Origin of the sequence: Siphonobacter aquaeclarae (assembly GCF_900103285.1) — a bacterium.
Lineage (GTDB): Bacteria > Bacteroidota > Bacteroidia > Cytophagales > Spirosomataceae > Siphonobacter > Siphonobacter aquaeclarae.
In genome coordinates this window covers 285,215-306,614 of record NZ_FNGS01000005.1, presented here as the reverse complement: position 1 = coordinate 306,614, position 21,400 = coordinate 285,215, and the positions used below count along the sequence as shown (strand labels likewise).

The 21,400-nt window shown below is 55.4% G+C and carries 12 protein-coding genes; 4 read left to right on the top strand and 8 right to left on the bottom strand.

From position 1 onward, the window contains the following. Position 1 precedes the first annotated feature (1 nt). From BLR09_RS14450 to BLR09_RS14425, 6 genes are all read right to left on the bottom strand, one after another. Complete coding sequence (locus tag BLR09_RS14450; RefSeq protein ID WP_093204244.1) at positions 2 to 1,744, bottom strand: cellulase family glycosylhydrolase; 1,743 nt, start codon at positions 1,742 to 1,744, stop codon at positions 2 to 4. 95 nt (positions 1,745 to 1,839) lie between these two features. Continuing rightward, positions 1,840 to 3,366: a RagB/SusD family nutrient uptake outer membrane protein gene (locus BLR09_RS14445; RefSeq protein ID WP_093203559.1), complete on the bottom strand. Its 1,527-nt coding sequence runs from the start codon at positions 3,364 to 3,366 to the stop codon at positions 1,840 to 1,842. 13 nt (positions 3,367 to 3,379) lie between these two features. Continuing rightward, positions 3,380 to 6,493, bottom strand: coding sequence for a SusC/RagA family TonB-linked outer membrane protein (locus tag BLR09_RS14440; protein WP_093203556.1), 3,114 nt, complete (start codon positions 6,491 to 6,493; stop codon positions 3,380 to 3,382). Positions 6,494 to 7,020: 527 nt separating this feature from the next. After that, a complete protein-coding gene (locus tag BLR09_RS14435; RefSeq protein ID WP_093203554.1) occupies positions 7,021 to 9,867 on the bottom strand; it encodes a triple tyrosine motif-containing protein in 2,847 nt (948 codons plus the stop codon). Positions 9,868 to 9,939: 72 nt separating this feature from the next. Next, positions 9,940 to 10,647 (bottom strand): LytR/AlgR family response regulator transcription factor, encoded by a 708-nt coding sequence (locus BLR09_RS14430; RefSeq protein WP_093203551.1) that lies wholly within the window; start codon positions 10,645 to 10,647, stop codon positions 9,940 to 9,942. Then, on the bottom strand, positions 10,644 to 11,663 hold the full coding sequence (locus BLR09_RS14425) for a sensor histidine kinase (protein ID WP_093203548.1): 1,020 nt from the start codon (positions 11,661 to 11,663) through the stop codon (positions 10,644 to 10,646). Before BLR09_RS14425 ends, BLR09_RS14430 begins: the two co-directional genes overlap by 4 nt. 220 nt (positions 11,664 to 11,883) lie before the next feature. Between BLR09_RS14425 and BLR09_RS14420 the strand changes: the two genes are divergently transcribed. Further along, entirely contained in the window at positions 11,884 to 14,271 is a 2,388-nt protein-coding gene (locus BLR09_RS14420; protein WP_176785556.1) for an outer membrane beta-barrel protein, read from the top strand. Positions 14,272 to 14,382: 111 nt separating this feature from the next. Here the strand turns inward: BLR09_RS14420 and BLR09_RS14415 are convergent, their stop codons facing one another. Further along, entirely contained in the window at positions 14,383 to 14,844 is a 462-nt protein-coding gene (locus BLR09_RS14415) for a bleomycin resistance protein (RefSeq protein ID WP_093204240.1), read from the bottom strand. Here BLR09_RS14415 and BLR09_RS14410 point away from each other — a divergent pair. From BLR09_RS14410 to BLR09_RS14400, 3 genes are all read left to right on the top strand, one after another. Beyond that, on the top strand, positions 14,825 to 15,154 hold the full coding sequence (locus tag BLR09_RS14410; protein ID WP_093203543.1) for a DUF6984 family protein: 330 nt from the start codon (positions 14,825 to 14,827) through the stop codon (positions 15,152 to 15,154). The genes BLR09_RS14415 and BLR09_RS14410 overlap by 20 nt on opposite strands. Then, complete coding sequence (locus tag BLR09_RS14405) at positions 15,151 to 15,855, top strand: carbon-nitrogen hydrolase family protein (protein WP_093203541.1); 705 nt, start codon at positions 15,151 to 15,153, stop codon at positions 15,853 to 15,855. The genes BLR09_RS14410 and BLR09_RS14405 overlap by 4 nt, the downstream gene beginning before the upstream one ends. 222 nt (positions 15,856 to 16,077) lie before the next feature. Continuing rightward, a complete protein-coding gene (locus BLR09_RS14400) occupies positions 16,078 to 17,955 on the top strand; it encodes an FAD-dependent oxidoreductase (RefSeq protein WP_093203538.1) in 1,878 nt (625 codons plus the stop codon). A 78-nt stretch (positions 17,956 to 18,033) separates the two neighbouring features. Here BLR09_RS14400 and BLR09_RS14395 read toward each other — a convergent pair whose 3' ends face one another. Further along, a complete protein-coding gene (locus BLR09_RS14395) occupies positions 18,034 to 21,249 on the bottom strand; it encodes a S41 family peptidase (RefSeq protein ID WP_093203535.1) in 3,216 nt (1,071 codons plus the stop codon). Positions 21,250 to 21,400: the final 151 nt, after the last annotated feature.

The following is a 21,400-nucleotide window of genomic DNA, read 5'->3' as shown; positions in this document are numbered from 1 at the left end:
CTTAATTTTTTGTCAGATTGATTTCGCTGAGCTGGAAGCCGCCGGTATCGAACCAGACACGCAATACATTTTTGCCTTTACGAAGCGATACATTCTTTTTTTCCGTAGGTCGCCAGCGGTCCACACCGCCTGTCGCCGGAACGGCTATGTCGGTAGCAGCCATTTCTCCGTTCAGCAGCAGGGTAATACGGCCCGCATCGGTTTCGGAGGCGACAGAAAAGGAGATATCGTACTTCCCGTCCTTTTTCGCCCAGAAGGTATACTGAAGCCATTCGCCGTCCTCAATATGGTCTACAACGTATTGATTACCAGCTTTACGGATGTCGACGCCGTCGTTCCGGTATACCCGGCCGCGGTTACCTGTCGTATTGACGCCGGGGGTATACTGATAGCTGGCTGTATCGCGGTCGAAGTAGGCGGAACGCTGACGGCCCAGGTCAAAATCCACTGCCCGGATGGTACCACCTCCTCCGATTTCTTTCACGGCATACGGGATAGACAGTTCGGAACGCGTCTGCCGGAACATGGCGTCGATGACGTCGCGGTGGTAGACATTGTTTTCAAGCTTCAGGTTGTCGAGCCATTCGTTCAGCGTACGTTCGGCCTCGGAAGCGGAAGGCTTCTCCCCTTTCCCGGTCCAGTAGTCAACCAGTTTCTGATACCCGGCGGGCTGCCTGATTTCGAGGGGGTTGGCGATACCCATTTTCTTTTCCTGCCACCAGCACCAGCCGATGTTTTCGCGTTCACACAGCCGGATGCATTCGGTAAACCAGTTATTCGAGTTTTCGCCTGTCTCGCCCAGCCAGATCGGAACATTGTACTGCTGCCGGAGGTCGAGGAACTTCTGAATAGCCGCCTTGCTGTTGTAGTTTCCGTATTTATGGAAACTGAGGGCCATGTTTTTGTCCCATGCCGGCATCAGGCCGCTGTAATTATTTCCGAAGCCGTTTCCTTCTATGATAATGAGGTGGTTGGGGTCCACCTCCCGAATAGCTTTGGTGATGTCGACGAGGAGTTTCTTCAGCGGTTCGTTTTTCGTCTCGGCAGTTCCGCGGACATCTTTGGGATCCTCGAAACCCCAGTTGGGCTCGTTGATAACGTCATAGCCACCGATCCAGCGGCTGTTTTTATACCGTTCAGCGAGCTTCCGCCAGAGGGCGACGGTCTTCTGCTGATTCGCTTCGCTCTGCCACAAAGACGGCTTGTCCGGATGGCGGTCCGAAATCGGCAGGTCGTTTCCCTGACCGCCTGGCGCGGCGTGGAGGTCGAGAATGAGATACATCCGGTTGGCTTCGCACCACTTCAGCAGCTCGTCGGTCAGGGCAAAACCTTCTTCCAGCCAGGTATCCTTGCCTTTAACCGGCTCCTCCTCAGCAGGCAGTGTATACAGCGCATAGTGCATCGGCAGGCGGATGGAATTAAATCCCCAGGCCGCCATCGAGTCGATATCGACTTTCCGGGTATGGTTGGCGAGCCACTTGCGGTAGAAGGCGTCCGCCTTTTCCTTACTCGTGACGTCGGCAATGGCCGCTTTGATTTTGTACTGCTGGCCCAGCGGGCTCAGCCGGAACATGTACCCTTCCTGGAGCATCCAGCCTCCCAGGCCCATGCCGCGGAGGATTATTTTCCGTCCGTCGGCGTCGACGAGGTCCCTGCCTTCTGCCCGGAGAAATCCCTGGGCGCCGGCGGTAGTCGTCAGCGCAGCCAGTGCCACCAGGCCGGCCATCTTGCGAAAAAATTGCATGAACACATTGAATTTCAGACCGTCACCGGTCGCTGAACAAAAAAAGCCGACCGGCCGCTTCGCAGAGGAAGCAGCCAGTCGACCCGAAAGTTACCTTATTTCGTCCCTCCCCACTCCTTGCTCTGCTGGATTTTGGTATTCTCCATTTCGAGCAGGGGAATCGGCAGAATTTCATTTTTTCCGGCGACAAACCCACGGCTGCCCAGCACGGCGGCTGCCTTGCCCCAGCGAACGAGGTCAAACCAGCGGTGCCCTTCGCCGGCCAGCTCTACGCGGCGTTCGGTGATGATGTTATCCATCGTCGCGGCCACGTGGTGCTTGTTGTCTCCGTAGGCCCGGTCGCGCACGGCATTGAGCAGTAGCGCGGCCCGGGTCAGGTCTCCGCCTCCGCGCACCAACGCTTCGGCTTCGAGGAGATAGGTATCCGCCAGGCGGATTTCATAGAGGTTTTGCGGGAAGTTCAGTTCGGGAGCGCCTGCGCCGGTCCAGCGGTTGGCCTGGCGGCCGGCAAACTTCTCCAGGAAATAGCCGGTGTTCATGTATCCCTTTTCATACGTAGCGATACCCGCTTTTTCGAGGCTGTCGAGGTTGGCGACTGTCGCCCGGCTCCGGGGATCGTTGCGGATGGCATTGAACAGATCCGCCGTGACGGGCAGGAAACTCCATCCCGAAACGTAATCAGGTGCTTCCGGCTTCAGCGTGCGGTAGCCGCGGGGACCTACCATAATATTGAGGACGTTCCCTTCCGTACACGACACACAGCTCCAGCCGCCGGCGGAGGTATTGGTAAACGATATCTCGAAAATCGACTCACTGTTGAATTTGTTGTTCACTTTGAAAACGTCAGCGAAGCTGCTCAACAGCTTGTATCCGAAGGGATTGGTACTTCCCGGGGTACCGTTCACACCTGCGAGCTCCTGCGCCGCCTGCGTGAACTTCTCCTGCTGAAGGTACACTTTTCCGAGAAGAGCTTTGGCGGTTCCCTGCGTAACCCGACCGCCTTCGGTGGCAACGGGTACGGTCGCCGGCAACACGGCAATCGCCTCCGTCAGATCCAGCTCCATCTGTTTGTAAACTTCGGCGGGAGCGGCCTGCTCAACATTGTACATGTCGCTCGTCGCGACGGTCTTCGTCAGCAGCGGAATATTCTTGAACAGACGAACCAGGTCGAAGTAGAAATACGCCCGGAGGAATTTGGCTTCGGCCGCATACCGCTTCTTCAGGTTTTCGTCCATCGGTACTCCGGAGAGTTTCTGGAGAATGGTATTCGCGCGGAAGATACCGGAGAATCCCTTGTTCCAGAGGTCGCCCTGCGGGCCGGTCGCCGGCGTGAGGGTATAGTTGGAGATGACCTGGAAGGCCGTCACGTCAGACGGGCCGCCACCGCCGGCGAAGTGATCGTCCGAAGCGGCGTTCATCGCCCCTATCTTCGTTACATATCCGTTTGATTGCCAGCCGACTACATCATACACAGCGACAAGACCGTTGAAGGCTTCCTGCTGGTTCCGGTAGTAGTTGGCTTCCAGATCGGTTCCTTTCGGCTTCACTTCGAGGAAGGAGTCCGAGCAGGAGACCAGTAAGGTGGCGGCTACAACCGCCAGGTATTGGGTATATCGTTTCATTCGTCGTTACAGCTTAAAAACCAAGATTCAAACCAACCATCAGGGAACGCGCCTGGGGATAGATACCCCGGTCGATACTCATGACGCCACCGCCGATTTCCGGGTCATAGCCGGTGTATTTCGTAATTGTGGCGAGGTTCTGGCTCATGGCGTATATCCGTGCCCGTTGCATACCCAGCTTCTTCGACAGTACCTGCGGAAGGGTATAGCCTACCTGCAGGGTTTTGATGCGGAAGTAGCTGCCGTTTTCGAGATAGAAGTCAGAAGGGTTCAGGAAGTTCTTGTTCGGATCGCCGTTTACGAGCCGCGGGAAGGCGTTGGTTGTACCTTCGCCGGTCCAGCGACCAAGCGCTTTCGTCTGCCAGTTGGCCGGCTGGATATCCAGGCGGCGGAGTCCCTGGAAGATTTTATTACCTGCCGCGCCTTGTCCGAATACCACCAGGTCGAACCCTTTCCACGCGGCATTGAAGGTAAAACCGAAGGTGGTAGTCGGGGTCGGGTTTCCGAGGAAGGTACGGTCGAGGTCGTTGATTTTGCCGTCACCGTTCAGGTCCGCCCAGCGGAAATCGCCCGGTTTGGCACCCGGCTGGATTTTGGCGCCGTTTTTGTCGACATACGCATCCACTTCGCCGGCATTCTGGAAGATACCCATGGTCTGGAAGCCGTAGAAGGCGCTGATGGGCTGACCGACGGCTGTCCGCGTGATCGGGTAGCTCGACGCCTGGAAGGTCTGGCCACCGGAGAGGTATTCTACGCCGCGGCCCAGGTTGGTAACTTTGTTTTGAATAAAGGATACGTTGCCGTTGAGGGAGAGTTGCACCTGTCCTACCTTGCGGCTGTAGCCCAGTTCGATTTCAACCCCGGAGTTGCGGATATCGGCGATGTTGGCAGCCGGGTTGGAAATCGCGCCGATGTAACCCGGAATCCGCGGATTCTGGAGGACGTCGGTCGTTACTTTCCGGAACCATTCTACTGTCAGGCTCAGCTTCTGGAAAAGCGTCGCGTCGATCCCGATATTGGTCTGGCTGGTCTGTTCCCATTTGAGATCCGGGTTTGCCGGGGCGTTGGGGCTATAGCCGATGACATAGCTGCCGGACGTGCCAAAGGTGTAGTTCCGACCGCTGCCAATCGTGGAAAGGAATGCAAAATCACCGATGGCGTCGTTTCCTACCACGCCATATCCCCCTCTCAGTTTCAGGAAGTTGACGACGTTATTGGCGGGAAAGAAGTTTTCCCGCGAAATTACATAACCCACTGACACGGAAGGGAAAATACCGTATTTGTGGTTCGCGCCGAAGCGGGAAGAACCGTCGCGGCGGATCAATGCCTGGATCAGGTATTTCTCGTCAAAATCATAATTCAAACGGGCGAACAGGGAGCTTACTTTGTGAAGAGCGCCTTCGGATCCGTCGGAAGATCGCTGGTCGGTCGGGCGCTTGTAATTCAGTGAAGCGTCGTCGAAGTTATCAACCGGAATATTGAAGAACGTCACGCTTGTACCATAGGAGTTGTTGTCCTGATACGCTCCCTGGCCGAGAAGCAGGGTGACGTTGTGGCGGTTGAAGACCCTGTTGTAGGAAATCGTGTTTTCGACGTTCCAGTCAAGCTTCCGGTTATTCCCGCGGGTGAACGACGTTTGGGAGTTGATCGTCGTCGCGTTCAGCCAAGATATCGGCGAGAAGCTCTCCGAACCCCAGAAAGACAGCTTCGCACCCAGTGTAGACCGCAGTTTGAGGCCTTTGACGGGCTCGGCTTCCAGGTATCCGTTGCCGACGAAATTATCGCTCCAGCTGTAGTTACCTAAACGGGTCTGGATATACGCAAGGGGATTGGTGATTTCCTGCGCAACATATTGGGAGATACCGAACGGGTTGCCGTTGGCATCGCGGCGGATCCCGATATTGGTATACGGGGCGGCAGCGGCTACCGCCGGATCGGTAATCACGGCCGGCGTAATCGGATCGAGGTTGATCGCCGAGCTCAGCGGGCCGCCGAATTCGCTGTTCGTATTACCCAGACCGATCGATTTCTCGCGGGCATAGCCAACATTTTGCCCGAAAGTCAGCCATTTAGCCAGCTTGTGCGTCGAGTTCAGACGCAGATTGAGGCGCTTGTACTTCGAAATGGCCGTCGCGACGATACCTTCCTGATCAAGATAGCCGAAGGAGAGGTAGTAGGTCGACCGGTCGTTTCCCCCGCTCAGGCTCAGTTCATGGTTCTGACGTTTGGCGCTGTTGTTGAAAATCAGCGCCTGCCAGTCGGTTCCCTTGCCAAGCGCGGCTGGGTTGGAGAAGATCGGCTGAGCGCCGGCGTTCACCGCCGATTCGTTGCGAAGGGTCGCGTACTGCTCCGCGTTGAGCAGATCGAGCTTCTTTGCCGGAGCGGAGGTTCCGAAAAAGCCGTTGTAATTGATCTGGAGCGCGCCCGATTTACCTTTCTTGGTCGTGACGAGGATTACACCAGCCGCAGCCCGTGCACCATAAATAGCCTGAGAAGCAGCATCTTTCAGGACTTCTACCGACTCAATATCGGACTGGTTGAGGTAGCCGATACCCCCGTTGTCGACCACGACACCATCGACCACCCAAAGGGGATCGTTGTTGTTGAGCGTCGTAATACCCCGCACCCGGACGGTGGAACCGGAACCCGGCTGTCCGGAGCTGGAGGCAATTGTGAGACCGGACGCGCGGCCCTGCAGGGCTTCTTCCACGCGGGAAATAGGCATAGATTGCAAATCGGAACCTTTTACGCTTGAAATCGCTCCGGTGACGACACTTTTTTTCTGGGCGCCATAGCCGACTACGACGACCTCCTCGAGGTTATTCACATCGTCTTCCATCACAATGGCCAGCTCCGTCTGGTTCCCCACTACGACCGCCTGCCGCAGCATGCCGACCTGGCTGAATACCAGCGTCGCGTTTTTGTCGGGTACCTGAATTTTGAACCGGCCCTGGGAATCGGTCGACGTCCCGGTTGTCGAACCTTGCACCAGTACCGACACGCCCGGCAACGGGGCGCCTCCGGTTTTGGCCGTTACGCGACCGGTCACCTGAGCGACCTGCGCGAGTAGCCACACCGGTTGGAGCAGCAGTAAACCGAGCAACCACACAGTAGATTTTCTCTTCATCAGCGAGAGGGGTTAAGAGTAAGAAATAGGAAATAACGGGCGGTTAACCCGGACCGAAACTAGCCTCCCGCGTTGCCGTTCCGGCTTTTTTCCTACCCCTACATGAACACTACAGACGGCCTTCGGAATGCCCCTAACCTGCTTACTTATCCCCTACTCTTCCACTACATACACCGGCTACCACCCTGACTTTCAGGTACTTAAAAAAGGCGTCTCATTCTTGCACTTTACCGGTAATTTTTGGCACTACAGACGCGATAACTGTCAGCGTGACACGATAGAGCGGGGTCACGGTTTATAGTTTTCAGTTTACAGTTTTTGGGTTTACGGTTTGGGGGACGGCGACGGTCGTTTATTGACACGGTATTATAGTTTGTGGTTTGGGCCACCAGCAGCGTCTCAAACCACAAACTATAAATGGGCAATCAGTCCGCCCCCAAACAGCAAACTATAATGCCACCACAATAGACGACCATCGCCGTCACCCAAAACCGAAAACTGTAAACCGCAAACTGAAAACCGAAACCCTACCCCCTCCCCACTCCCGTCAAAAACTCATACAGATTCGCTTCTGCCGGAAGCTGGAGTTTTTTCCGGAGGCGGTAGCGGCCCACTTCGATGGCCTTGACCGTGACGTTCATCAGGCGGGCAATTTCCTTCGACGACAGGTTCATTTTCAGAAACGCGCAGAGCTTCAGGTCGTTCGGAGTCAGCTCGGGGTATTGATCCTTGAGGCGGACGAAGAAATCTTCGTTGACAGTATTAAAATGAAGGGTAAACTGCCCCCAGTCGGCATCTTTACTCTCCACGTCGCGAATGAGGCGCAGTACCTGCCTGAAACTCAGGGCACTGTCTTTGGCATCCTGCTTCTTCACCCAGGAGGTAATCACTTCCTTCACCTTCACCAGTATTTCACCCCGCTGGACGAGCTGCATGGTCATCGTGGCCAGTTCGCGGTTTTTGAAGTCCATCTCGGCTTCGAGTTTTTCGTTTTTCAGGCGGACGATCTCCTTTTCCGAGCGATCCATCTCCAGCTGGTGCAGGTATTGCAATTGCTGCTGCTTGCGGACGTGTTTCCGGCGCTGCCAGGTGAAAAGCTGGAACAACAAACCACCGGTGAGTATTGCATACACCAGCCAGGCCACATACCCTTCGTACCAGGCAGGCAGTATCTCGATTTCATAGCGCAATACCGGTGACTCGTTTCCGAAATTGTTTCGTGCTTTTACCAGGAATACATAAGATCCCCAGGGCAAACGGGTGTAGTCTTTTTCCGGTTTGGGACCCCAGGCCGACCATCCGCGGTCAAAACCTTCCAGCTGATAACTGAACTCTACCGTATTCTGCAAGGCCGACGGCGGCGAGGAAAACTCAATGTGCAGCGAGTTCATTCCGGCAGCCAGGACCAACCTGTCTCCCTGTATATCAGACATTTTACCTTCTTTCATCCGGTATCCGCCAAATACCAGCGAATCCGTTACACTGGTGATGCGGATTTCGCCAAGCAATACGCCGGGTTTCCGGGTTTCCTGCTGGTACTTGCGGTAGTTGAGACGGAAGAATCCTTTGTCACTTCCTATGAAGATATTTTCTTCATCAACGGGATGGATGAACTCGAACCCGCCCACGAGCCGACCCTTCATTTCCGGAAAAAAGACCACCGGATCGCCCTTCCTGCGAAAATCGACGTACCCCAGCTGTTTATCACTCGCAAACCAAACGTTACCGAGGCGATCGTCCTTCAGGTATTGCAACGGCCGTGTTCCGAGTACTTTCTTCAGCGTTGGCTCCGGGAAGAAACGGCCACTACGGTATTCGTACACACCTTTCTCGGTGGCTACCATCATCTTCCCACGGATTTTGTAGACGTAATTGTACCGGGCCGATGGTAGCCCCTGTTTATCTGTCAGCAATTCCATCGACGTGTAGCGGCCCGTTGAACGATCCCATCGAAACCTGAATACGCCCCGGACGGGGTGAGACGACCAGACGGTCCCGCTGGCCGAATCCGTTACCAGAAAACGCAGGGGTTCTTTCATACCGGCGATCTGCCCGCGGTCCTGAAAACGGCCATCGCGATACCCAAGTCCGCGCAGGCCCTGGTAGGTACCCGCCAGCCACGCATCGGCGGCATAGCGACGAACCAGCCAGGTTCCCGTTTGCAGGTAGACAGGCGTAAGCCAGTTGCCTTCTACGCGATACAGGCCGTTTTCATGCCCCATCAGAAGCTGGTTATTGACGACCTCCAGGTTCCAGACCTGCCCTTTTCCGGCTGCCAGTTCACTGAAACGGCCTTTGGAAAGATCTCCGGTGGTGAGAGGCGCGACAAAGAGCCCGGAAGACATCCCTGCGTATAGATTGCCTTCATGGATCGCCAGGGAGTACCCTGCCGCGTTACCGCCCGGGCTGAGGTACTGAATGGGGCTGTTGATTGCGACATGGTCGATACCATCGTCGAGCCCGAGCCAGAGGTTTTGCTCGCGGTCAAGCCACATACCGCGGATATTAGCGCTTTGCAGGCCGTCGGCGGCCGAGTAGCGGTCAAGAACCGCACCGTCTTCATTGAGCAGGAATACCCCGGCAGACGACGTACCCACTGCCAGCCGGCCAGGGCCCAGCCGCAGGGCGCAATAAATCCGGTCGGCCAGAAGGGTTTCGTCAACCGCCGTCCGCAACGGAATCAGGATCGATCCGCGGAGGCGGAAAATGCCTTTTTTCAGTGTAGTCAGGACGAGATCTCCGGCGCCGGATTCCAGAATACCCGTCACGCCGAAACGCGCGAGCAGCGAATCCTGACAGACAGGTTGCCAGGTAGTACCGGACAGGCGGAAAAGCCCTTTTCCCCGTTCCTGGCCATAGAGCTGTTGCCCGGCCATACCCATGTATGCCCAGGCGGAGGCAGATTTGTAGACCGTCATTTTCCCGTCCCGGTACCACATAATCTGCCGAAGGGATTGAAAGAATACATCCTTTCCGCGGATAACAATATTCCAGATATCGTTGAAGCTCCGGTCTGCGGGAGGCAGCAGCGGCAGCAGGGAATGATACCGCAGAATACCCTGCCGGTCGGGAAAGAAATAACCCAGTTCGTCCTGCGCGCCGACAAAAATCCGGCCGTCTGCGTCGATTTCCACCGAGCGGACTACCGTACGGTTCGGCAGCGGGTGTACCGACCAATAGCGGCCGTTGAAGGTGAGAAGTCCTTCGTTGTTTCCGAAATAAAGAATGCCGGATGCGTCCTGTTCCACATCCCAGTTCTGCATACCGGCCCGGTAATCCTGGCTCCGGTAGTGGGTAATCTGCGGTGTGGCGATCCGGTTCTGCGCGTAAGTGAATAGAGAAAGAAACGGCAGAAGCAGTAAAATAGATTTCATAGGCGACTCTCCGCAAACCTGCGCGGGAAAGAGCAAGACGGATTTCGCCCGCCCGAACCCCGAGCCGGCAGCTTACCCGTTCAGCCCCACTTCCCGGAAAAACTCATCCCGGTAGTGATTCCCGATAGGAATTTCGTGCGATCGGATAAAGATACGGTTTCCTTCGATGTGGCCGATATGCGCCCGGCTTACCAGGAACGAACGATGCACACGGAGAAAGGCCGGACGCGGCAGCAGCGCCTCCACAGCCGAAAACGTCATTACCGGCGCCAGGGTATCTTTCACCGTGACAATCCGGGTATTGTTTCCGGCCGCTTCGGCATACAGGATTTCGTCGAGGCGGATGTGGTATATTTTTCCTTCGTAGCGGATGAATACCGTCTCGGGCGTCGCTGCGCGGACGTCGGCAGTCACTGCGACGGGTTTGGAAAGAAGGGCCGTCGCCCGGTCCACGGCCACGATAAACCGCTCAAACGAAAAGGGCTTCAGCAGGTAGTCGCAGGCAGCGAGGTCAAAGGCGTCGATCGCAAATTCCTTATAGGCAGTCGTAAAAATAACCTGCGGCGGATTCCGGAGGGTTTTGAGGAACGCGAGCCCGTCCAGCACAGGCATGTTGATGTCCAGGAAAAGAATATCAATCGGCTGTTTCTGCAGTTCGGTCTTGGCTTCCAGGGCGTTGCTGCAACTGGCCGCCACGTGCAGGTGCGGCAGGTGCCGGCAGTAGGTTTCGAGGATTTGCCGGGCGATGGGCTCGTCGTCAACAATGAGGCATTGAATCATACGGGAAGTTGTAAAAGCACAAGGTACGAATGCTCTTCCTCGGCGATGGTCAGGTCGTATTTACCGGGATACAGGAGTCCGAGGCGGCGGCGGACGTTTTCAAGCCCTACTCCACCATTAGTGTCGTCATTTTCAGCCGTTTGCCGCGAGTTTTTCACCGAAAACAGCAGTGACTTTCCCCAGCTTCTCACTGTCAGGTCAATCCGGATGATGGCGTCGGTCGTGTTTTTCGAGTGCTTGAAGGCATTTTCGACGAAAACGATCAGCAACATTGGCGCGATACGCGCTTCCGGCGGAAAGGTATCCTCGATCGTCATATCGAGCTGAAGGCGGTCGCCTATCCGCAATTTCTCAAATTCAATATAATGCCGGATGTAGTTAAGCTCCTCATTAAGCGGAACATACAGGTCCTTGGCTTCGTATACCGAGTAGCGCAGCAAGTCCGACAGGCGGAGCAGCAATGGCGGCAGTTTTTCGTGGTCGGTGATGGACAGGCCGTAGAGGTTATTAAGCGTATTGAAGAGGAAATGGGGGCTGATCTGGGATTGCAGTGCGCGGAGTTCTCCTTCGCGCTGTTCGGCGGTGGCGCGTACGTCACGGATTTCCTGTCGGACGACCGTCCGCAGGTGTTTCACGATGATTCCCAGGCAGATACTGAAAATCAGGTACGGAAATCCGAATAGCAGCAGGTTGAGCGCTACCCGGTCGTGAAGCGGGAACTCAGCCGCGATAAAAACCGCTACGACGCAACCCGCCATGATTACCGGAAGAATGACCCAGTGATCGCGCGGAATCTGCCGGAGCTTGAGAATCCAGATCCCGGAAAGTGCCCGTCCGACGAAAATTCCGCCAACGAAAAGAACAGCTGCAAACAGGGCGAGCTGCTCGTCACCATAGATCGTGATGCGCTCTGTATAGGTGCGTGTCACGAGGTACAGCAGAAACGTCGCCAGAATCAGCAACAGCACATATACCGTTTTGGTGGGCGTGTATAAAAACGAATGTTTTTCACTCATGGTTTTGCCTTTTCCGGTCAAATCTGTGAGACGGGAAGGTTCCGATATCCATTTTCCTGACAAACGCGGCGTGATAACGGACGGAAAGCCGTTTCCGGCTGTCGAATTCGCTGATCCGCTGGAAAACGGTGTTTGTCAGAGCGGGTTGTCTGTCCGCCCGGATTCTTTCCGTCAGCGAATATACGAGAGCACTTTCGGGGTAGTCAAACTATCTGCTCCCATGAAAATACTTCTCTTTTTGTGCTGTCTGCTTCCCGGCTATGTTTTTTCGCAATCGATCAGCGGGACCGTCCGGGATGTGCGGCAGGAGCCCCTGCCCGGCGCTTCGGTACGCCTGCTTTCGGCCCGGGATTCCGCGCAGGTCAATGGCGTGGTTACTTCTTCCCGCGGGACCTTCGTTTTTGAACGGGTACCCGACGGCATTTTTGTCCTGAAAATCACCTCGCTGGGTATGAAGCCGTATGTGAGTACACCGCTGACTGTCGACGCCGCCCATCCCCGTATCGCCCTGCCGGCGATTATCCTCCTGTCGGCCGGGGACAAGCAGCTTCGGGAAGTTACCGTCACCGCGAAACGACCGCTCATCGAGACCGAGCTGGACAAAACCATCGTCAACGTCGACGCGATGATCGGGTCGTCCAGTCAGAACTCCCTCGAAATCCTGGAAAAAACACCCGGTGTCAGCGTCGAACCAAACGGTGAAATACGGCTCAACGGCATGTCTAGCGTACTGGTGCTGATCGACGGCAAGCCTACCTATCTCTCCGGCAGGGAACTGGCGGACTATCTCAAGTCCCTGCCCGGCGGTGCGCTGGACCGGCTGGAGCTCATCACCAATCCATCGGCGAAATACGACGCCAATGGCAATGCTGTCATTAATATCCGCCTCCGGCGCAACCGGCAGGCAGGAATTTACGGGTCTTTTTCGACCAACTACAACCAGGGCATCGTCGGGCGCGGGAGCCAGTCTGCTACATTGAACTACAACCGCAGGAAGCTCTCGCTGTCCGGTATTTTTTCCTACAGCAAGGATGATTATTGGTCGCTCGACCGCTCAAACCGCACCTACCTTGCTTCCGGCTCGGACGTAACCGTCCGGAATGAAAACCGCTCCCGGACGCATTCGCTGACCGCACGGCTCGGACTGGACTATGCTTTTTCGGAACGTACCAATGCGGGGATTTCGGTCGAAACGGGCAGTCGCCCGCGAAACGACCGGCAGGATTACCGTTCCGTCACGCGCACCCGGAAAGCAGATTCCACCGGGTTTGGGCGTGTGACGTCAGACGGCGACCGCGACAATGTATCGGTATATGCCAACTTTCAGCACCGGTTCCGGCAGTCGGGGCATGAGCTCTCGGCCGAAGCCAACTACCTGTCATTCAGAAACGAAAGCAATCAATGGACGGACCGTTACACCGAAACCGATACCCTGATCCGGCAACCGGCGCTTCACTACCTGCTTCCGACGCGTACCACGCTGTACATCGCCAAGGCCGACTACCAGCTGCCTTTGTCCAAAACGGCGGCCTTTGAAGCAGGGGCGAAGTGGAATTCGGCTTCCAATGACAACGACTTCCGTTCGTTTGTCGGCTCGGAAGAAGACTATACCCGATCCAACCATTTTTTGTATGATGAGCAGATATCGGCTGTCTACACCAACGCCCGCAAAAGCTGGAAACGCCTGAAGGCGCAGGTGGGACTGCGTCTGGAACATACCAACCTCACCGGCAGGCAATTGGGAAACCGGGAAGTACAGGGCAGCAGGTTTCACCGGGAATATAGCAGCCTCTTTCCGAGCGGGACATTCAGCTATTCGCTTGACAGTGCCGGGCGGCATACGCTGTCGCTAAGCGCTTCGCGGCGAATCAACCGGCCAGGGTATAATCAGTTGAATCCCTTCCTTTTTTACGTCGACAACTACTCCTATTCCACAGGAAATCCGACACTGCTCCCGGCTTTTCAAAACCAGTTTGAACTTTCTTACCGGCATGGACAGCGTTGGGGACTTCAGTTTCGGTACGGACGTTTCCGGGATATCATTTTTTCGACGACGGAAGTTGTGGGTGAAACATTCATATCCCGACCGGCCAACGTAGCCGCCGGACAGATCATGATTCTGTCGGGGAATACTTCCCTGAATCCGGTCAAAGGCTGGGATTGCAACATCAATATAGCTGCAGCGCATATGGCGCTGATCCGGTCGGAGATCTATGGTCAGCAACTGACGCCCAGTACGTTTACGGCGCGGTTTTCAGTCTACAACCGGTTTCAGTTCTCGAAGCTCTGGAGCGGCGAGCTAACCGGGCAATTCAACGGACGGGACATAAACGGGCAGATTATCCGCCGCTCCCGATATGGCGTCAACGCGGGTATCATGCGGAAACTATGGAACGACAAGGGAAGTATCCGTTTGTCGGTCGACGATATTTTCTATACCATGAAAGCCCGGAGCTATGCCGTCGCGCTAGCAGGTACCGAAGCGTCTTTCGATAGTGAGTACGATACCCGGCGGGTAGCGCTAGCGTTTACATATCGGTTTGGCAAGGAGATACGGAAACGGGGGAAGACGGAGAATTCGGATGAGGAGCGGCAACGGGTGAACTGAGGGATCCAGACCCCGGAGGGGTCGAATGGTATTGGCCCGGGGCTGCGCCCCGGGTCTCTTCGTAGTCCCCGGGCTGACGCCCGGGGTTACCAGCGTTCGACCCCTTCGGGGTCAGGAAGCCCGTCTCCCGAAACAGAGCCGGTTGCCGTCCGGATCATCGACATAAAACTCGCGGTTGCCCCACGTCTGGTCTACCGGCCCCTGGTGAACCGGCGAATCGGGTTTGGCAGACGTATCGAGGCCGCGGGAAAGAAAAAGCCGGAATAATGCGTCGACGTCATTGACAGCGGCATACGCGCATCCTGACTGAAAGCCCCCTCCCTGGTAGCTCGACAAATGCAGCTCCGCACCATCCCGGAACAGGACGCCATAGGCGGGATCCGTATCTTCCGGCCACGTTCCCCAACATTCAAAATCAAGTATTTCGGTATAAAAAGCGACCGCGCGCTTCATATTCTGCACCGTAAAAACCGGGATGATCTTCATGAATGTGCGTATTTTGTGTGTTTGAAGGAAGGACCTTTCCTGCTTTCTTCTTCCATAAATACTGTTTATGAGCAACTTACGACCCATTCGCGAAAACGAAAAGACCCTGATTGCCTTTCTTCTCACCCGGGCCGGGCTCTCTCCCGATTCGTTCCCCTATGCGGAGCAGGTAGACGAGTACGAGGGCGGTAAAATGGGCAGTATCAGCGTCGGCGGAAACCCGGATACCTACGCCGGTGATATTATTCAGGCCCGGTATACCGATAGCGACGGCACAGACGTCGTCATCACACTGACAAAAGACGCCGACGGCCGTTTGCTTGATCTCGATTTCTGGAAAGTTGATTTTTCGCGACTCATCGACTATCCCGTCCCTGAAAAACTGACGTTTGCATGAAACTCGCGCTTGCTCAGTTCCGACCGGTTCCCGGAGATCTGCCCGCAAACCGCGAACGTCACCTCGCGTTCGTTTCCGACGCTGTAGCTGCGGGAGCAGATGCCATCGTTTTTCCCGAATTGTCTCTGTCCGGCTATGAACCACGCCTCGCGCCTGCCTGTGCGTTGCGGGCGGCTGATGCGTTTCTTGATCCGTTTCAGGAACGGGCAGACCGCACCGGAATCGTCATCGGCGCGGGTATGCCGGTCACCGGTGAAAAAGGTCTGCACATCGGTCTCGTCTTTTTTCAACCGGGAAAACCCCGTCAAACCTATACCAAGAAATACCTGCACCCGGACGAGGAACCGTTTTTCAAGCCGGGTACTGCAGAGGCCGCCATTCAAATCGGACAGGAATGGCTGATTCCGGCGATCTGCTATGAAATTTCCATACCGCAACACGCGTCCGACGCCCTGGCGGATAAACGGGGTATCTATCTGGCCAGCGTTGCCAAAACGGAAAAGGGCATGGACGCCGCGTGGAAGCGACTGCCGCAAATTGCAAGGGAATACGGCGTGCCCGCAGCCATCGTCAATTGCCTTGGCCCAAACGATGATTTCACCGGCGCTGGTCGTACTGCTGCGTGGGCGGCTGATGGTCTTCTTATCAGACAGCTGGACGGAGAAACCGAGAGGCTCCTGATCATCCATACCGGCAATTGAGTTCAAATGCCTTTTCCGACAAGATATTTTCAGTAGTTTTTTTCACTTTTCCCATGTCCTGGCCGGTCGAGATTAAATTACGGTTAGCCCGTTCCGCGCGGCCTTCTCTTTGCTATATTAGCCGCTGTTTTTCAATTGGTTGACTGAAGATTCGCCTCCTGCAGCTCAACTGTCACCGTCCAACCGCCAGGCGATGAATTACTCACTATTTTTCACCCCAAAATGAAAGCCTTCGTACTTTCGCCCCGTAAACTTATTATCTTCTTTTTTTCACTCTTTTTCTCAACACCCGCCCTTTCAGACACACACATCACCGCCGACATCTGTATTTATGGAGGAACTTCCGCCGGAGTCATGGCCGCATATACAGCTGCCAAACTCGGAAAAACAGTTGTTTTGATTGAACCCGGCACGATGCTGGGTGGCATGTCGTCGGGAGGGCTCAGCTTTACCGATGTCGGACACAAGGAGAGTATCACGGGGCTTTCCCGTGAGTTTTACCGGAGACTGGGTCCCTACTACCGGAAAAAGGAAGCGTTCCAGTTTGAACCCCACGCCGCCGAAGAAGTTTTTCAATCGTTTCTGAAACAACTTCCCCTGGTGACGCTGATGTATTCCCAACGCCTTGCGGGCATAGGGAAAGACGGAACAAGGCTTACTTCTATCGAAATCGAGTCGGTTGCGAATCCCGCTGTCAGGCAAACCATACTGGCCCGTGTTTTTGTCGACTGTACGTACGAAGGCGACCTGATGGCCCGCGCCGGCGTGAGCTATGCGGTGGGCCGGGAAGCCAACAAAACCTACCGGGAGAAAAACAACGGGTTTTTCTTTTCGATGAATAACCCGCATCAGTTTCCCGACAACATAGATCCCTATATCGTGCCCGGACAGCCTTCTTCCGGACTTATCTATGGCGTGGTAAACGGGAAACTGGAACCGGGCGGAACCGGCGACCACCGGATTCAGGCGTTTAATTACCGCATCTGCCTTACCGACGAAACCTCCAATCAGGTTCCGATCACCCAGCCCGGGGACTATGACCCTGCGCGATACGAGCTGCTACTCCGGCTGATGGCTGCCCAACCCGAGAAACGCTCCCTCAGCGACTACCTCGCATTCAGACCATTACCGAACCGCAAGTGGGATATCAACGCAAACGGGCCTTTTTCAACCGATCTTATCGGCGAAAATTACGACTACCCGGAGGCCGACTACCAAACCCGCGGGCAAATTGCCCTTCGGCACGAAAATCACATCAGGGGGTTGCTGTATTTTCTGGCGAACGATACGCGCGTGTCCGCTTCCATCCGTCAGGAAATGCGGAAATGGGGCTATCCGCGTGACGAATATGTCCGGTACAACAACTTTACACCTCAATTATACGTACGCGAAGCCCGCCGTATGGTTTCCGACTACGTCATGACCGAAGCCAACTGCCTGGGTACGGAATCAGTCGATGACGGTGTCGCCCAGGCCTCTTATATGATGGACTCGCACCAGGTCCAGCGCCTCGTTGTGACATATAAAGGAAAAGCAATGGTCAAAAACGAAGGCGACGTTCAGATGGAAGTCAAAAAGCCCTATCCCGTTTCCTATCGGTCTATTGTTCCGAAAGAGTCTGAATGTACCAACCTTCTGGTTCCGGTTTGCCTGTCTTCCAGTCATATCGCCTACGGCTCGATACGGATGGAACCCGTTTTCATGCAACTCGGACAGGCGTCGGGCGTTGCCGCGGTCATGTCCCTCCTTGCCGAGAAGCCCATTCAGCAAATCGACGTGTCTCTGCTTCAGAAAGAACTGCGTTTTGATTCTCTCGTCGTGAATCCTGTCATTTTGCCGGAGGGAGCAGCCTGGAACGCGTATGTTTTCCCTAATCCGGCAACTACATTTCTGTCTGTACAGCTTTTCGGCGTGCAGAACGAAATTCTCTCCACGCAGTTGTTTGATACGCAGGGAAGGTCGGTTTACCAGTCGAGCCAGTTTATCGAATCGGTCGACAAGGAGATCACCGTCAACGTCGCCGACGTACCGCGCGGCGTGTACCTCATTAACCTGCAAACGAGCCAGCGGCGTTTTTCGAAGCGTATTCTGCTTCGGTAGTTTCCCCGGGAATACCGCCATAAACAAGAACGGGCAGGGAAAATTTTCCCTGCCCGTTCTTGTTTATGGCGGAACGAACTACTTCGCCCCTTTTACTTCCGTCAGCAGCAGCTCCACTGCCTTTTCGAGCTGTTGATCTTTTCCTTTTCCGACGACTTCATACTCGTTCCAGACGTTCACATCCGGTTCTGTCTGCCAGTTTTCCAGGTATTTGCCGTTCATGGCCTTCACGCCCAGCGGCGGAACGCCCCAGCGGATGCTGTTGTCCTGAAGCATTTCCCAGCCGGCAAACGTACAGGTACCCGGTACCGGCTGGCCCACCAGCTTACCCAGTTTCAGCTCCTGCACGGTGAAGGCGTAGCAATGACCGTCTGAATAATTGGCCTCGTTAGCCAGGGAAATACTCGGCTTGGTCCACCGGAAATTCGGCTCGTATCCGTTACTCCGGGTATCCGTCGTATAGTCCATGAATTTCTTGCCGCTGAGGAACATGGCCAGGTCGGCAACCAGGTCGCCGCCGCCGTTGAAACGGGTGTCAATGACGATGCCTTTCTTACCGGCGAATTTGCCCATTACTTCTTCGTACGTCATGCGGTAGGCGCCGTCATTCATTCCCGGAATATGCACGTACCCCAGCTGGCCGCCGCTCAGTTTTTCCACTTCATCCTGGTTTCTCTTGACCCAGCGGCGGTACAGCAGCTGGCTTTCCTCGCCCGGAGAAACCGGTTTCACAATCACATCGCGGCGGTTAGTACCTTCGACAACCGTCAGCAGGGTATTTTTGCCCGCTTTGCGGTTGAGGTACTGCGCCAGGTCGCGGTCGGCGGCGAGTGCCTCACCGTCAATCGCTTCGATGATCGTTCCCGGAGTAATATTCAGACCGGCCTTTGCCAGCGGGCCTTCGGCGATCACTTCCTCGATCCGGACGCCGTTTCCGCGGTAATTCCAGTCATAAAAAACGCCAAGAGAAGCCGTTTGATCGGCATTCGCTGCGCCGCCAACGTACGAGGAGCCGCTGTGCGAGACATTCAGTTCACCCAGCAATTCGCTCAGCATCTCCGAAAACTCGTAGTTGGTTCCGATGTGTGGAAGATACTTTTCATAATCAGGCTTGTAGCTCTCCCATTTTACACCGTGGAAACCACCGGTGTAGAACGTCTTCTGGGTGCGGCGCCACACGTGTTCAAACATAAACCGCCGCTCCTGAGCCGTATTCAGCAGCATTTCGCCGCTCACTGCGATCCCTTCCTGCTTGCCCGCAGCCGGGTCGATCTTCACAATCCGGCCATCGGTATTCAGGAAAATGCTCTTTTGATCCTTGTCCCATACCATCCGGCCTCCGCCGCCGTTGAGGGGCAGTACCATTTTGGTTTCCTTGGTACGGAGGTTGGTCGACCAGAGGTTATACCCCTTCTCAAACCGGGCCAGGTAGTACAGCGTCTCCCCGTCTTTGCTGATCAGGGCGTCGGAGAGGAAGGAGGAGTGGATGGTCAGTTTAGCCTTCCGGTCAGAGAGTCCCTCCCACTCGATCGTCAGGGTACTGTCTTTTTTAACAGTCGCCTTTTTCTTCGTTGTATCCGCTTTGGCGTTCTTTTCCTCGATGTCTTTGAGCAATGCGGCATCTTCCTTGCTCAACTGAAACCGGTCGTAGGCGTCTTTCGTCAGAAAAACCGCATAGGCATCGTCCTGACTGCCGCCGCTCATCGCAGCGGAGCGCATACCATCCCGGTTGGAGAACCAGAGCAGCGCCTTTCCGCCCATGACCCATTTGGCGCGGTAATCCTGGAAGCCGCTTTGGGTTACGTTTACTATTTTTCCTTTTCCGGAGACAGGTACGATACCGATTTCGCCGGGAGCAATACCAGGTACCGCGTAGTCAAACGAAATCCATTTACTATCGGGGCTCCATTGGAAGTACTGGTCGTTATCCCGCATGGAGAATAATTCCTGATCGGTCAATAACGTCCGGACCTGTTTCGAGGCGAGGTTCAGCACCCGCAACGCCGTGCGGTCTTCAATAAAGGCAACTTCCTTACCGTCAGGCGAATACTGCGGCTGATAGTTTTCCTTTTCGTTTTCAATGAGCGGCGTTTCCTTGATCAGGGTCGACGCATAGAAGTAAGGTTCTTCTTTCCGTGCAATACGCGTTTCATAGATTTTCCAGCTGTTACCCCGCTCGGAGGAATAGATCAGCGACTTGCCGTCCGGCGAAAAACTCACGTCCGTTTCCTGCTCAGGCGTATTGGTGATGCGTTTGGTAATACCGCCTTCGAGGGAGCTGACGAATACCTCGCCCCGGAACAGAAACGCTACTTCCTTGCCGTTCGGCGAGACCGCCATTCCGCGGACGCCACCGGCAACGGGCAGTACCTTTTCATTGTTGACCCGGGCGTCGGCCGAGAGCGTTACACCCACTTTCTGCGGCTGGGAACCCGGTTTCAGCGTATACAGATCTCCGTCATAGCTGAAACACAGCGTACCGTCCTGCGCCTGGCTCAGGAAGCGTACCGGGTGTTTTTTGAAGGAGGTCAGGGCCTGGGGTTGCGCAGCTCCGTCCAGGCCGAGCTTATAGACGTTAAACGATCCGTTTCCTTCGCTCAGGTAGACCAGGCTTTTGCCGCCATCGGCGAAATGCGGGTTCCGGTCTTCACCGGTGAATTTGGTGATTTTGGTATGCTTGCCGGTTTTGCTGTCGTAAATCCAGATATCCCGGGCAATGGACGATACGTGGTGCTTCCGCCACGGATTCTCTCCGCCTTTTTTATCGTGGTAAACGAGTTTGGATCCGTCGGCACTGTACCGGACATCTTCTGCGGGAGTCGTCCAAACCTGCTCGACGCGACCGCCTGCCACCGGCACGCGGTACAGCTCGGGCTGGGAGCCGGTCGGAAACTGCCGGTTAGCTGCCACATCCTGCCGGACCGAACCAAAGACGACATGCTTGCCGTCGGCCGAAAAATCATAGGGATACTCATTGGCAGAGTGGTAGGTCAACCGGCGGGCTTCTCCCCCGTCCACCGGAATGAGGAACAGGTCGAAGTTGCCGAACCGATCGGAGGCAAAGACGATGGACTTCCCATCGCGCGACCACACCGGCATGAAGTCATGCGCTTCGTGGAAGGTCAGCGGGGTGGCGGCGCCACCTACAGAAGGTACCTTCCAGAGGTCGCCTTTGTACGTGAAGACGATGGTCTTTCCATCGGGAGACAGCGCAGGATAGCGGAGCCAGGACGGCGTCTGCTGGGCATGAACGGCCAGGCTGCTGAACAACAGGGCGGTAAAGAGCTTTTTCACACGATTAGTTTGTCAAGAAAAAAGCAAGATACATGATAACGGGCTGTCCTTCCAACGACGCGTGCGCAACGCCTCCCGGAAGGACGCAGATTGGCACCGTGTGCAGGCGATAACCTCGCTGCTTCTTCCGCGATATACAGAAAGTTACGGC

What these genes read in the sequence shown, in the direction of transcription:
- BLR09_RS14410 (WP_093203543.1), top strand. Translation starts at nt 14,825, where the DNA reads ATGAGCAACTTACGACCCATTCGCGAAAACGAAAAGACCCTGATTGCC.
- BLR09_RS14440 (WP_093203556.1), bottom strand. Translation starts at nt 6,493, where the DNA reads ATGAAGAGAAAATCTACTGTGTGGTTGCTCGGTTTACTGCTGCTCCAA.
- BLR09_RS14425 (WP_093203548.1), bottom strand. Translation starts at nt 11,663, where the DNA reads ATGAGTGAAAAACATTCGTTTTTATACACGCCCACCAAAACGGTATAT.
- BLR09_RS14405 (WP_093203541.1), top strand. Translation starts at nt 15,151, where the DNA reads ATGAAACTCGCGCTTGCTCAGTTCCGACCGGTTCCCGGAGATCTGCCC.
- BLR09_RS14450 (WP_093204244.1), bottom strand. Translation starts at nt 1,744, where the DNA reads ATGCAATTTTTTCGCAAGATGGCCGGCCTGGTGGCACTGGCTGCGCTG.
- BLR09_RS14400 (WP_093203538.1), top strand. Translation starts at nt 16,078, where the DNA reads ATGAAAGCCTTCGTACTTTCGCCCCGTAAACTTATTATCTTCTTTTTT.
- BLR09_RS14430 (WP_093203551.1), bottom strand. Translation starts at nt 10,647, where the DNA reads ATGATTCAATGCCTCATTGTTGACGACGAGCCCATCGCCCGGCAAATC.
- BLR09_RS14415 (WP_093204240.1), bottom strand. Translation starts at nt 14,844, where the DNA reads ATGGGTCGTAAGTTGCTCATAAACAGTATTTATGGAAGAAGAAAGCAG.
- BLR09_RS14445 (WP_093203559.1), bottom strand. Translation starts at nt 3,366, where the DNA reads ATGAAACGATATACCCAATACCTGGCGGTTGTAGCCGCCACCTTACTG.
- BLR09_RS14420 (WP_176785556.1), top strand. Translation starts at nt 11,884, where the DNA reads ATGAAAATACTTCTCTTTTTGTGCTGTCTGCTTCCCGGCTATGTTTTT.
- BLR09_RS14435 (WP_093203554.1), bottom strand. Translation starts at nt 9,867, where the DNA reads ATGAAATCTATTTTACTGCTTCTGCCGTTTCTTTCTCTATTCACTTAC.